Below are 13,430 nucleotides of genomic sequence, written 5' to 3'. Positions count from 1 at the left end.
AGATCACTGCATGTCGGAAGGTGTCCAGGTGCAGCGACTCGTTCGGACTGTGCGCGCGCGATTGCGGGTCTTCGATGCCGGTGACAAGGATCTGCGCCGACGGGAACTCGCGCACGAGGTCCGCGATGAAAGGGATGGACCCGCCCGCGCCGACATCGATCGGATCGACCCCGTAGCCCTCGCGCAACGCGTCGTGGACAGCGCCGACCGCCCAACCCGACGTGTCCACAAGGAATCCGTTCCCGAGGTCGACATCGGCGAACGTGAGCTCCGCACCGAACGGCGCGTGCGCGCGCAGGTGCGCTTCCAGCGCGTCGTATCCCGCGCGTGCCATCTGATTGGGTGCGAGACGCCCGCTGAGTACGACGGAGACGACTGGCGCGAGGGTGTTGGATGCCGCTGCCACGGTGGTCGCGTCGATGCCGATCACCGTAACCGACGGCTTGTTCCAGATTCGGTCAAGAATCGAGCCCCTTCCGATTGTGCTCACACCCTCGGGCAGTCCGGTCTCCTCGCGTAGCGTCTCCTCGGAGTATTCGGGCGTCGGCGCATCCCGCTCAAGCAGCCCTTCGACCGCCACTGTGCCGTCATCGCTCCAGAGCGTGGAGAGGAGTTTCACCGTCGCCGTCATGGCGTCCGGGACGGCACCGCCGAAAATACCTGAATGTGATGCATGCTCAAGGGTGCGGACCGTGACGGAGAATCGCACGAAGCTGCGGAGGGAGACGGTGAGCGCCGGGGTCGTCGAGTCCCAGTTTGCCGAGTCCGCCACGACAATGACATCGGAACGGAGGGTGTCGGCGTTGTCGGCGAGGAACTGTGCGAACGAGCGCGAGCCGTATTCCTCCTCCCCTTCGACGAACAACGTGACGCCGAGGTCGAAGTCGTCGCCGAGCGTCTCGTGGAGTGCACGCAGACAGGCAATGTGGGTCATCACGCCGGCCTTGTCGTCGGCGGCACCGCGTCCGTAGAGCCGGCCGTCACGCACGGTCGGCTCGAACGGCGGCGTCTCCCACTGCGCCTCGTCGCCGATCGGCTGCACATCGTGATGGGCGTACAACAGCACGGTGGGACGTCCATTGCGTGCGGCACGGGTAGCGAGCACGGCAGGCTGCCCCTGCTCATCGGTGCCGGGGATCAGAGCAGTCTTGATCTCCACATGGTCGAAGACACCGGTGCCCTCTGCGAGTGCCGCAACCGCCTCCGCGCTGCGGCGCAACTGGGATTGATCGAACGCGGGCCACGCGATCGACGGGATGCGCACGAGCGAACCGAGATCGGCCAGTGCCGCCGGGATACCGGCGGTCGCGGCGTCGCGCAGCGCTTTGGGTCGCTCCAGCTCAGCAGTCATGCGAGTGCCCCGCCCATAGATCCGTGGACAGATACTTCAGCCCGGAGTCGTTGATCAGCGTCACCACTGTCTTGCCCCGCAACTCGCCCCTGAGGAGTTGTAGTGCAGCGGCCACGTTCGCACCCGACGAGAACCCGGAGAAGATGCCTTCCTCCCTGGCCAGGCGACGAGCGGTCGCTCTGGCCTCCGTACCGCTGACCTCCACGAAACCGTCCACTGGCACCGCCTTGAGGAAGCTCAAGTGCGGCATCGCGTATCCGCCGCCCTGGATGGGATGGTTCGAGTCCTCGATCGGCTTCCCCGCCACCGCGGCAGCCTTCTCGGGTTCTGCGATGAAGCACCGGATGGCGGGGTTGCGTTCCTTGAGCAGCGCAGTGACACCTGCGTATGTGCCGCCGGACCCCACGAAATCCACGAATCCGTCGATCCGACCGTCGGTCTGCTCCCAGATCTCACGCCCCGTGCCCGAATAGTGGGAACGCCAATTGCCCTCATGGTTGAACTGGTCGGCACGGAACCCTCCGCGCTCGGCCGTGATCTGCCGAGCGCGCTGCTCGACGAGTTCCAGGTCACCGCCTGAGACCTGCCCGGGTGTCGACTCCGGCAGTTGATCCACAAGCACGACCTCCGCACCGAGAGACGACATCATCCTCGCGCGCTCGGGGGAGTTTCCCTTCGACATGACCGCGACGAACGGATAGCCCTTCACAGCACACACGATGGCCAAGCCGGTACCCATGTTTCCGCTGGTCAGCTCGACCACGAGTTGACCGGGCCGAAGGGCGCCGGAATGCTCCGCCTCCTCTATGATGCCGCGCGCGGCGCGATCCTTCTTCGAGAACCCTGGATTGAGATAGTCGAGCTTGGCCAACAACGTGCCGTTCAAGCCGGCCGTGAGACGATCCAATCGGATCAGCGGAGTCCCCCCAATCACGTCGATCACGGACGACATCACCTTCTGCATCTGCGAATCCTTCCTGAATAAGAAATCAGGCACGTACGGCGAGTGAAGGTTTCCGAGCCTAGAGGTCGAAGTGCGAGGCGAACCAGTCGAGGATGCGGGCGTTGAAGTCGATCTCGGCCTCTATACCGCGAATGCCGTGTCCCTCGTTGGGATAGATGCACAGAGCGGATTCGACACCCTGCAGACGCAGGGCATTGTGAAATTCGACGGCCTGTCCCGCGGGCGTGCACTTGTCGAGGCTCCCGCCAATCGTGAGGCACGGGGTGCGAACACTGCTCGCGTGCGTCACAGGACTGCGCATATGGAACGCGGATCCAGGGTCCTCCGGGCTGCCGTCCAGATTCAAGAATCCAAAGCTGGGGATGTTGGTCGAAAATGTCCAGCTATACCAATCGGTCACCGGGAAGAAGGGGACTGCCGCAGCGAACCGATCGTCCTGCGTCACGATCCAGGACGCTATGTAGCCGCCATGGCTGCCTCCCATCACGCCCAGCCGGGCGGGGTCGGCGATACCTGTATTCACGAGGTGATCGATCCCGGACAGGTGGTCCTGGACCTCCGCCCCGCCGAAATCGCCGACCGCCTTACGAGCAAACGCCTGACCTCGCCCGCAGCTTCCGCGGGGATTGGGACAGAAGACGGCAAAACCCTGCGAAACCAAGAATGGGACGATCGACTGCTTCATCATCCAGGACTCGCGGTGAATCCATACCGGGCCGCCGTGAACGTTGAGCACGGTCGGAAAAGGGCCCTCCCCTGGTGGAAGGCATACGATGCCCTCGATGGTGAGGCCGTCAGGAGCTGTCCAGCTGACCGCCTCGGCGCGCCCGGCCGATGACCCGACTTCCCTGCTGCCGTCATGCGCAGTCGAAGCCAATATCTTGGCCCCGCCCTTTGTGAGAACGGTAACCTCATGCGGCAGCGTGTACGAGTCTTGGACGACGACAGCGCTGCCATCCTGAAGAAAGTGCCCCCGGGGCAGGCGAGACCCGGCAATCGAGCGGTTTCCGGTCGGGAGTTCGCTGACGGATCCATCGCGGATGTCGACGATACCGGCGACCGATTCCAGGTGGCGTATGCCGAAGTATCCGAGATGCTCGGCATCGATCCACTGAAGGAAACTCAGGTCGGCGTCCGACACGTCGAGACGCGATACGGACCTCGTCGCGAGATCCATGACGAACGCGTTGCCGGCGAACAATCCTCGGTCACTGCACAACGCCTGGACGAAAGCCACACGAGCACCGTCCGGAGATGTTGTCAGCACGCCAAGTTGGTCCTCACCCCTGAACAGTTCCACCACCGCACCTGTATCGACGTCCACCTGAACGATTACAGACCGGTACCAACTGTCCTCATCGGGGCTTGGCGAGGAGACCGCGACTACTTGGTTCTCCCCGCACCATGCGGACTCCCAGTAGTTGGCGCCCGGCAGCGAAAGCCGTCGCACCGAATCATTCTCGACATCATGGATCCAGAGACTGCGCCAGGCTTTCTCGGGAGTTCCGTAGTCGACAGTAGGGCACCATGCCGGCGCGTCGCGGGTCGCCGCCGTGATTGCGGTGCCTCCATGTGTGGAGGCGATGTCTGCTCCGACGCCTGCGACGCCGAGTAGGATTCTGCCGCCGGTGGGCGACCACTGCGTGTACTCGACTGTGCCATCGACTTCCGTGCAGCCCTTGGCGTTCTCGACGCGGTCCGCGCTTCCGATGTGCAGTTGGAAGATGCCCGCCCGCTTCCGGTCGGAGAGAAAGCTGAGGAGACGCCCGTTCGGCGAAAACCGTCCGTGCAATGTCGATTCGACACCGTCGACGATCGCGCGGAAATCTCCGTCCTCGATGAAATACACCGCCGTGCGCGGTGGTCCGGAAAGTGTGTCCCTGACCGACCCGGTGGCAACGACACGAGTTGCATCCGGCGTAGCGCTCAAATCGATGACCTGGTGCGGCAGCCCCAACCGTGACTCGTGCAGCCTCCGGATGAAGGCGGCGGACAGCGTATGGAAATCCGTCTCGTGGACTTGTTGCGGCATGGCGTAGTCCTTCCCACCCATGAGGGGTAGTTCGCGCACGACCATTATTCCGCGGATCTGGTCAGGCGCGACGCTTCGAATGCTTGAAGAGTGCGCGGCTGGAACTGATGATTGTTGAGGCGTCGGCTGCCGTCCGGCATCCGGTGGTGGCTTTGGAGCTCCGGAATTTTGATTTTTGCCGATACCCTGGTCGCCAGACTCGGTCGCTCGGGCCGTCGGAGATCAGATGGCAGCGGTGCTCGCAGCTGCCGTAGTACTGGCGTCCAAGGTGGCCTTCGGCACACTTGTCGGTCAGCACGGATCTGTGCGCCTGCATACCGAAACGCGGGGCGAAGTTCGCGCCGGCGATCATCTCGAAGGTGCCCGGCCGGCGGCGCAGTTCCGCCTCCATGACGCGGTGGCCGCCGGAGTCGACGTTCACCGGGTCGGCACTCAGCCGGGTCTCATCAGCCAATGTTCTGGTCTCCGGTCTCGTCGTCGGACCCAGCCGGGGTGCCTTGTACTGTGCAACGCGGTTCGGCGAAGTGACGACGCAGCGCTGAATGTCCTCGGGGGTATGCACGGCTGACAGTTGTCCGCGGATGCGCGCCGGCACATGCCCAGGAGACACGACGACGAAGCTGACCGTGGTGCAGCGGATACTGCGGCTCCGGCTTCGGCGTGGCAGGCGATTTCGACCGTCAGGTCGCCCCGCGCCCTGTGTGCTGCCCTCATGGTTGGCAAAACTACGCAGAACGATAATCAAGAGCAAGGCAGTCTTTGCGCATCATTGGTTAAGGTAGCCTTCATCAATTCGTCGATGAGAGAGCGGCACTCGCGTGGAGGTCCATCAGCTGAAAGTCCTTCGGGAACTAGGAGCCCTGGGGAGCGTCACGGCCGTGGCCGAAGCCCTGAATGTCAGTCCGTCCGCGGTTTCCCAGCATCTCGCCACCTTGCAACGCGGGTTCGCCACCCCGCTGACCAGGAAACAGGGACGCACACTCGTCCTCACGGACGCGGGTCGGGTTCTCGCCGACGCGGGCGTGTCGGTCCTGGACGCCATGGCCGCCGCACACAATGCCGTTCGCGACTTCGAGCGAGCGACCGACGGCATAGTCACCGTCAGCTGCTTCGTCAGCGTCGGCCAGGTGCTGTTCGGCACGCTGCTCACGGAACTGCGCAGGCAAGCGAATGCCCCCGAAGTGCGCTTCGTCGACGAAGACGTCGCCCAGGAAGACTTCCCCGCCCTCACCGCCCGATACGACCTCGTGCTGGCGCACCGCCTGCGGCACAGCCCGCCATGGCCCAGCACGAGCTTGACCGTCATGACGCTCGCGCACGAACCACTTGACATCGCGCTCCCGGCTGAGCATCGGCTCGCGAAGAAATCCAGCCTCACCCCTGAGGACGTCGTCGGTGAGCGATGGGTCACCAGCCGCGGCGGCTTCTCTCCTCACGATGTGACCAGCGCCGTCGCCGCGCTGGCCGGGCGACCCGCCGAGGTCGTTCACTTGATCAACGATTATGGCGGCGTCGCCGAAGTGGTCGCTGCGGGCGACGCCATCGGCGTACTTCCCCGGTACACCAGTGGTCGGGCCAATGACCCGCGTATCGTGCTCCGCCCTCTCCCCGGGCTGAGAATCAGCCGCAGCATCGACATCCTGGCTCGCCCGGAAAGCCTCCGCCGGCGATCGGTGCAAGAGGTTGTCGCTGCGCTGGAACGCGTGATGACAGGGCTCATGAGTGATGGAGCCTGATCGGCTCGTGCCCGGCGTCGGGGCATAGTCGTCTTCTGCGTCGCCGTCGCCTGCGGCAGAGCCGCAGAAACCGTACCCCAAAACTGCCCCCGCTCCTCCGCCCGGGAACTCGGCCCCGCCGACCTCGGGTTCGCCGGCTCTTGGACGAGCACCCGACCCTGGAAACCGAACCCGCCCCACGACGACTGCGACATCCGCGGCCCAGGCTTCGCTCGGCTTCGTGCCCTCGCGGACGACGGTGGCTTCCGCCACCCGCACACCCGGAGTCGGCGCCGTGGGCCCCGGACCGGACCGCTGTTCGCGGATGCCCCCGTACGGGCTGTGTTCCGGTGACCGGTCGCGCGCCGAGGGCGCGTCGTCTCCCCGGAATCGACCGATCATCCATGCGCCAGCGACTCGGCGCGCTCCTGGAGCGCGAGCACCTCCGGCACCCGGGGCATACGACGCATGGTCCTCAGGAGCCGGGCCAGCGCGCGTTGGATCTCCACGGACCGCAGATGGGGATAGGCGTCGAGGTAGAGGTGCCAATGCGAGCAGGCCGCCTCTACCTCGCCCACCCGAGCCAGACTGGCCGCCAGCCGCGCCTGGGTGAGCGCGAGGGCCCTACGCCGACGAGGATCCCGTTCCCGCACGGCCGCCCGAAGAGAGGCGCGGGCGTTGCCACCCTCGTCCATCGCGTCGAACGCGAGCGCGCGCTGATACTGGAATCCGGCCGTCGAATACGCGCGGAAGACCCCCGGCAACCCGTCCGCGTGTTCGTGCCGATCCTCCGCCAAGGCCAAGTCGGCCCGGGCGGCCGCAGGTCGGTGGACGGCGGCCGAGGCCAGGGCCCGCTGACCCAGGAGAAACGATTGGATCGACGGGTCGTGCGTCAGATCGGGCACGGCCAAGGCCGCCTCGGCGAGGCCCAGAGCGCGCGGACGATGCCCCAAACGCAGCGCCTGAACGCTCATCGTCCGCAACGTGATGGCGAACATGCGGCGGTCTCCCGCCTCGCGGGCCAGTTCCAATGCCGTACCGAAGTATCGCTGTGCCAGGCCCGGATGGTCGGAGTCGGCGGTCATCGAGGCCAGAAGATGGGTGAGTTGCGCAGTACCCGTGAGCATCTCCCGGCGCACTGCCTCCGAAGCCGGGAGGTTCAGGAATCGATCCGCGCCCTCGGCGAGGAAGGCGGCCAGGGCGCACCGAACGAGGATCCCGCCGTTCCGTTCGGCAAGCTCGGCGAAGACATCCGCCATCTCCCGCAACGTCTGGGCATCGGTCGGTGTGGCCCCGAATCGTCCCGAACCCGAGGGCGAATCCTCGTGCGCGGGCCCGATACGGGAATCCCAAGCAGAGGCATCGCGATCGTCCGTCGTGTAGATCGCGCGAATCAACTCGACATGACGGGTGGGATCGATGTCGGCACGACACAGGTCGATCAGACGGTGCGTGATGTTCGGAGACGATCGCTCGACGGCTGCGGCAACGTCGACTCGATCGATCAGGCCGGTGTCGGCCGCGGTGATCGAACGCCCGCCGTGCCGGCTGAACGCCGCTGCCACCAGTTCCGGAACAGGCGGCCGCGGACGGGTTCCGGTGAGCCAGTGTGCGATCGTCGTACGGTCGTACATCAGACGCATGCCGTGGGCGGTGGCCATCGCGTTGACCGCCCGAGCGAGTTGCCCGGCCGTCCAGTGGTTCTCGGCCAGTAACGCGGCCAACGAGACATTCGGCTGGCGCTGCGGCATGCGATTTCTCGAATCTGCGAGGCGTCGCGTCCGTAACTTTCAACCCTGCCACCACGCACCCGGCACGGCTCACTGATCGCGACTGGTTGGTGTATTCGGCGACGAGTGCGGCCGCTTCCCCAGGGCGCCTGCCCCGCGAAGCGGCTACGGAACGTCGAAAGCCGCCCGAAGTCCCCTCCGCTCCGTTCCGACCCCGCCGGCCGCTCTTCCGGCGCCAACGACGGAAGATCGAACACACCTCTCCTGCCTCGGCGGCTACCGACGACTTCCCGCATGCCACGAACACCGCGCCGACCTCTCCCCGGCCTTCCTCACCCTCGCCGCCACACTCATCTGCCACAAAAGGCCCCAACGCGATACCACGTAGGGCACTTGCCTGGCCTCGTCCGCCCAGCCCAGGTTGGGCTCTGTCCGCCCGAAGCCGGGCCGACGCCCTGGGCGCGGGGAGTGACTCCGCGAGCGGCGATGGTGCGATGTTCAGGCGGGAGTGGGTGTTGGTGGTGGGCACGACGCGTCCCACGACGGCGAAGCGCACGGGCGTTCAACGTGTTCACGCGTCGTATCCTCGTTCCCCCCTTCCGTCGAGTCCCGAACCGGGGCTTGATGGATAAGGAACCGATGGGTGAAACCCCGGCGGACTTTCGTACCCGGCGCGCGATGCGCGGTCGTGGGCCCATCCGCCGAACCATCGCGACCACCGGGCGCATGAAGGTCGGCGCCGCAGCCCACACGCACACCGGAGCGGGAAATGAATCAGGGTCGGGAACCGAACGGGGTGTCGGTCGCAGCGTCGGGCCGCTCGCCCGGGGTGGGAGCCCGTATCGGCGGATTGGGCGCGTACCGTCCCGAGACCGTGGTGGTCAACGAGCAGGCCGCCGCGTGTGCCGGTGTCGGCACGGAGTGGATCTCGCGGCGAGTCGGCATCGAGGAGCGGCGTCACGCCGATGCGACCGAGACGGTCGTGGCGATGGCGGTCGCGGCGGGCAAGAACGCGTTGGCCGAATGCGGCGCCACCGCCGACGACGTCGACGCGGTGATTCTCGCGACCTGCTCCCTGCCCTCGCCCATGCCGAACGGGGCGGCGTCGGTCGCCTCCGGTCTCGGCTGCGGGGCGTCGGCGGCGTTCGACCTGAACGCCGCCTGCTCGGGTTTCTGTCACGCCCTGGCCGTCGCCGACGCCCTGATCCGGGCGGGAACGGCGCGGGGGGTGCTGGTAGTCGCCTCGGAACGGATGACCGACTGGGTGACGGCGGAGGACCGCGACACCGGGCCGATCTTCGCCGACGGCGCCGCAGCGGCGTTCGTCGTGCCTTCGGCGGAGCCCGCGATCTTCCCTGTCGCGTGGGGCAGCGGCGGCACACAGGCCGACCTCATCACCATCCCCCATGGGACGGGCCGGATGGAAATGCAGGGGCGCAAGGTCTTCCGGTGGGCCACCACCGCGCTCGCCCCCGTCATTCGCGCCGCCTGCGAACGGGCGGGGCTGACACCCGTCGACCTGAGGGCATTCGTGCCACACCAGGCGAACCTGCGCATCATCGAAGTCCTGAGCCGGAGCGTCGACGCGCCGGAACTGGTGACCGCCGACGACGTGGTCCATTCCGGCAACACCTGCGCGGCCTCCGTTCCGCTGGCGCTCCACGCGCTGCGCGCGGCCGGTCGGGTGAGCCGCGGCGACCCCGTCCTGCTCTTCGGGTTCGGTGCCGGGCTGACTTACGCGGCGCAAGTCGTCCTGTGCCCGTGAGACACCACCGGGCCCATCCCCACACCCACACCCACACCCACACCCACACCCACACCGTCGATCGTTCCCACACCCCCCATGGAAGAGGAAGCCGTGATCACCGACGCGAACACCCTGTTGCAGGTCCGGAACATCGTTTCCCTGCTCACCGAGCGGCCCGTCGAGAGCATCGGCGCGGACGACAGGCTCCTGGAGGACCTCGACCTGGACTCCCTGCAGATCTCGGAGTTGGCGCAGCAACTCGAGAACGCGCTGGGCAAGCCCATCGACGACGACCTGCTCAACATGGCCGGCGCGACGGTCACCCGCTGCGCGGAAATCGCACAGGCCTCCTGATGCGGCGCGGGTGCGGCGGTCCGATATCCGTACGGACATGGTCGGTGGGCCCGTCACCGACCCTGCACCCATCCCACCCGAGCCGCACGCATCCCCTGCCCCTCCGCCCGGTTGCCCTGTCGAGCCGCGTCCGGCAGGGCAGGGCGCGGCGGGCCGCGGCACAACACGACGAAAGCGGCGCATCCCGACGCTTCCGGTGGGAGGCCGGCCGCCACCTGCCACCCGGCGCGTTGTCACCAAGAAACGCCGGACACCACCACGTCGGGCTGGGTCCCGCATCAGGAGAGGGAGAGGTCGACGAGCATGGGTGCAACGCCCTTCGCCCCGGCGGACGTTGCCTGCCGCACCGGGATCCGCGCCGGTTTCGGGACGGTCCCGCCCGTCCTTCTCGCCGCATGGCCCTTCCCCGGCCCGGCACGGAACAACGACGGTTCCCGAACCGGCCCGTGCCCGCACACGAGAGGACGTCTGGCGGTCATGGCGCACGACGCGCATAGCGAGGCGCGGGAGACGAGCCCGCCGGCGGCGCCTGGAGCAGACGGGGGCGCCGCTCCGCAGGGCATCGGCGAGGGGCGGGCCCACGCGAAGGTCATCCTGCTGGGGGAGCATGCCGTCGTCTACGGCGCGCCCGCCGTGGCGCTGCCGGTACCCGGGCTGGGTTGCCGTGCCCGGGTTGCCCGTCGGGACCGGGACGGGCACGGACTACTGGGTTTCCGGTTCACTCCCGTCCTGCCCGGCGTGCCGTCCGCCGGCCCGGCACCGTTGCCGCGAACGCCGGAGGGCGTCGTCCCGGAGGGGCTGCGGATCCTCACCGAAGCCGTCCTGCGCCTCACGGGGTCGCGGCTCCCGCCGGGGGTGGACGTGCACGTGGAGAGCGGGGTGCCGCTCGGTCGCGGTCTCGGCTCCAGTGCGGCATGTGCCCGGGCCCTCGTCCATGCCTTGGACGATCTCTTCGATCTGGGGCTGGGGGAGGACGTCGTCTTCCGATACGTGCAGATGTCCGAGAACACGGCGCACGGGAGGGCGAGCGGCATCGACGCCCGGGCCACCGGCAGCAACGGACCGGTCCTGTTGGCGGACGGACGGATCAGTACCCCGCCGGTGGGTGCCGACTGCTGGATCGTGGTGGTGGACAGCGGCACCGGCGCGTCCACCCAACAGGCCGTGGGGATGCTGCGCGAGCGTTTCGCGAAGGATCCCGGCCGCCGGGACGCCTTCCTCGCCCGCTCGACCGCCCTCGCCCGCCGAGCCCTGTTCGACCTGGAACACGGTCGCCTGCGGGCGCTGGGAAGCGCCCTGACGGACAGTCACACACTGCTCGCCGGCCTCGACCTGACCACCGACCGCACGGACTCCCTGGTGGACGCCTCGATCCGGGTCGGCGCATTCGGCGCGAAGATGAGCGGCGGTGGACTCGGCGGTTGCGTGATCGCCCTGCTGCCCAACCGAACCGCCGCCGACACCGCGGCCGCCCGACTGACCCGCGAGCACGGCGTCCGCTGCTGGATCACCCCGCTGCCAAAGGGAGACGGCAATGTCGACGTCTGAAGGCGCGATCGCGGTGGCCCACCCCAACATCGCCCTGGTCAAGTACTGGGGAAAACGAGACGAACACCTCGTCCTGCCCTGCGCCGACAGCCTCTCCCTCACGCTGGACGTCTTCCCTACCACCACCGAGGTCCGCCTCCACCCCCACGCCACGCGAGACCACGTCACCGTGGACGGCGTCCTCGCCCGAGGCGAGACGCCGCAGCGGATCACGGCCTTCCTGGACCTGGTACGCGATCGGGCCGGCAGGACGGAAAGGGCCCTGGTGGCGACCCGCAACACGGTCCCGACCGGCGCCGGCCTCGCCTCCTCCGCAAGCGGATTCGCGGCCCTCGCCCTGGCCGCCTCCCATGCCTACGACCTGCCGCTGGAGCCGGCGGTGCTGTCGAGACTGGCCCGCAGAGGCTCCGGATCGGCCGCGCGGTCGATCTTCGGCGGGTTCGTCGTCTGGCACGCCGGCGCGCCCGACGCACCCGACCCCGACCTCGCCTCCTACGCCGAGCCCGTCACGGACGCCAGGCTGGATCTCGCAATGGTGGTCGTGCTCGTGGAAACCGGCCCCAAACCGGTCTCCAGCCGTGAGGCGATGCGCCGCACCGTGGCCACGTCCCCGCACTTCCACGACTGGCTCGCCGCGACCCGCGGCGACCTCGAAGCCATGCGCGCGGCGCTGGCCGGGGGAGACCTCGCCGCAGTGGGCGCGATCGCCGAAAGCAACGCCCTCGGCGTGCACAAGACCATGGAGAACGCGGTACCGCCCGTGCGATACCTGACGGACGCCTCACACCTGGTCCTCGACGCGGTACGCCGCATGCGCCACGCCGGCACACAGGCGTGGGCGACGATGGACGCCGGCCCCAACGTCAAGGTCCTGTGCGCCGGCGACGACGCCGAACACGTGGCCCACGAGCTTCGGGAACGGTCCGATCGCCCCACGGTCGTGGGCCGATCCGGCCCCGGCGCGACCCTGCACACCGGGGCCCGGAGATGACGAACCCGGTCACCCACACCGCGCCGGGGAAACTTCTCATCGCGGGGGAGTACGCCGTCCTGGAGCCCGGTCAACCGGCGATCGTCGTGGCCGTGGACCGGTTCGTCACCGTCCGGGCGTCCACACCCCGACAGGGCGACGTGGTCCTCGACACCGACCTCCTCCCGCACGAGGTGGCCCTGGTGCGCGATCGTACGGGCCTGCGCCCCCCGGACCCGGCGGACACTCCGCACCTGACCGGGGCACTGGCCCACCTCGTCTCCGCCGTCGAGATCGTCGACCGACTGCGAGCCGGACTCGCCCTGCCGCCCGTGCCGTTGCGCCTGACGGTCCGCAGCGGCCTGCACGAACACGGCGTCAAGATCGGCCTGGGCTCCAGCGGAGCGGTGACCGTCGCGGCCGTGGCTGCCCTGACCGCCTTCCACGCCATGCCGACGACGCCGGAACTGCGCTTCCGCCTTGCCCTGCTGGCGAGCATCCGCGTCGACGCCGGCCCCTCCGGCGCGGACCTCGCGGCGAGCACATGGGGCGGTTGGATCTCCTACCGGGCGCCGGACCGCGCGCTCCTGCTCCGGCGCCTGCGCCGGGACGGCCCTGCCGAAACCCTGCGCGCCACCTGGCCCGAACTGACCGTCCGTGCCCTGCCGCCCCCGAACACGCTGTCCCTGCACACCGGCTGGAGCGGCAGCCCGGCCTCCACCTCCGCCCACGTCCACCGGCTCTCCCATACCGCATGGCGGCACGGCCCCGCCTTCCGACAGTTCCTCGCACGAAGCGCGACTTGCGTGGACGCGGCCGCCCACGCACTCGGACACGACGACCCGGGGGCGCTCCTGGACGCCGTCCGCGACGCGCACCACCTCCTGGCCGACCTCGACGACGCCACCGGACTGGGCATCTTCACCCCCCGACTGTCCGAGTTGTGTGCGGCGGCCCAGACCTGTGGCGGCGCGGCCAAACCGTCCGGCGCCGGCGGAGGCGACTGCGGCATCGCCCTG

11 protein-coding genes are annotated in these 13,430 nt (G+C 68.2%); 6 read left to right on the top strand and 5 right to left on the bottom strand.

What is annotated here, in order from left to right; translation table 11 throughout:
* The 4 genes from GT354_RS32025 to GT354_RS54785 form a co-directional block, all read right to left on the bottom strand.
* Nucleotides 1-1,351: dipeptidase (locus GT354_RS32025; RefSeq protein WP_161359880.1), on the bottom strand; the 1,351-nt coding region annotated here is incomplete at its 3' end.
* Entirely contained in the window at nucleotides 1,341-2,315 is a 975-nt protein-coding gene (locus GT354_RS32020; protein ID WP_161359879.1) for a cysteine synthase family protein, read from the bottom strand. The genes GT354_RS32025 and GT354_RS32020, both read right to left, overlap by 11 nt.
* Before the next feature lie 58 nt (nucleotides 2,316-2,373).
* Nucleotides 2,374-4,347, bottom strand: coding sequence for a S9 family peptidase (locus GT354_RS32015; protein ID WP_161359878.1), 1,974 nt, complete (start codon nucleotides 4,345-4,347; stop codon nucleotides 2,374-2,376).
* Nucleotides 4,348-4,408: 61 nt separating this feature from the next.
* Nucleotides 4,409-5,092, bottom strand: a complete 684-nt coding sequence (locus tag GT354_RS54785; protein WP_237535684.1) for a hypothetical protein — start codon at nucleotides 5,090-5,092, stop codon at nucleotides 4,409-4,411.
* A gap of 73 nt (nucleotides 5,093-5,165) precedes the next feature.
* On the opposite strand from GT354_RS54785, the gene GT354_RS32005 reads away from it, so the two are divergent.
* Entirely contained in the window at nucleotides 5,166-6,083 is a 918-nt protein-coding gene (locus tag GT354_RS32005) for a LysR family transcriptional regulator (RefSeq protein WP_161359877.1), read from the top strand.
* A gap of 377 nt (nucleotides 6,084-6,460) precedes the next feature.
* Here GT354_RS32005 and GT354_RS32000 read toward each other — a convergent pair whose 3' ends face one another.
* Nucleotides 6,461-7,813 carry a hypothetical protein gene (locus tag GT354_RS32000; RefSeq protein ID WP_161359876.1) on the bottom strand — a complete coding sequence of 451 codons (1,353 nt, stop codon included), beginning with the start codon at nucleotides 7,811-7,813 and terminating at the stop codon, nucleotides 6,461-6,463.
* A gap of 808 nt (nucleotides 7,814-8,621) precedes the next feature.
* Here GT354_RS32000 and GT354_RS31995 point away from each other — a divergent pair.
* The 5 genes from GT354_RS31995 to GT354_RS31975 form a co-directional block, all read left to right on the top strand.
* On the top strand, nucleotides 8,622-9,557 hold the full coding sequence (locus GT354_RS31995) for a beta-ketoacyl-ACP synthase 3 (RefSeq protein ID WP_346012273.1): 936 nt from the start codon (nucleotides 8,622-8,624) through the stop codon (nucleotides 9,555-9,557).
* Nucleotides 9,558-9,635: 78 nt separating this feature from the next.
* Entirely contained in the window at nucleotides 9,636-9,893 is a 258-nt protein-coding gene (locus GT354_RS31990; protein ID WP_161359874.1) for a phosphopantetheine-binding protein, read from the top strand.
* Nucleotides 9,894-10,370: 477 nt separating this feature from the next.
* Nucleotides 10,371-11,441: a mevalonate kinase gene (mvk, locus tag GT354_RS31985; RefSeq protein ID WP_161359873.1), complete on the top strand. Its 1,071-nt coding sequence runs from the start codon at nucleotides 10,371-10,373 to the stop codon at nucleotides 11,439-11,441.
* Nucleotides 11,428-12,432, top strand: coding sequence for a diphosphomevalonate decarboxylase (mvaD, locus tag GT354_RS31980; protein ID WP_161359872.1), 1,005 nt, complete (start codon nucleotides 11,428-11,430; stop codon nucleotides 12,430-12,432). The genes mvk and mvaD overlap by 14 nt, the downstream gene beginning before the upstream one ends.
* Nucleotides 12,429-13,430, top strand: a 1,002-nt coding sequence (locus GT354_RS31975) for a phosphomevalonate kinase (RefSeq protein ID WP_161359871.1), incomplete at its 3' end; no start/stop codon positions are given. The genes mvaD and GT354_RS31975, both read left to right, overlap by 4 nt.

The sequence above is a fragment of the Streptomyces sp. SID3343 genome (genome assembly GCF_009865215.1).
In the GTDB taxonomy this organism is placed as follows: Bacteria; Actinomycetota; Actinomycetes; order Streptomycetales; family Streptomycetaceae; genus Embleya.
This window is presented reverse-complemented; position numbering and strand designations above follow the sequence as displayed.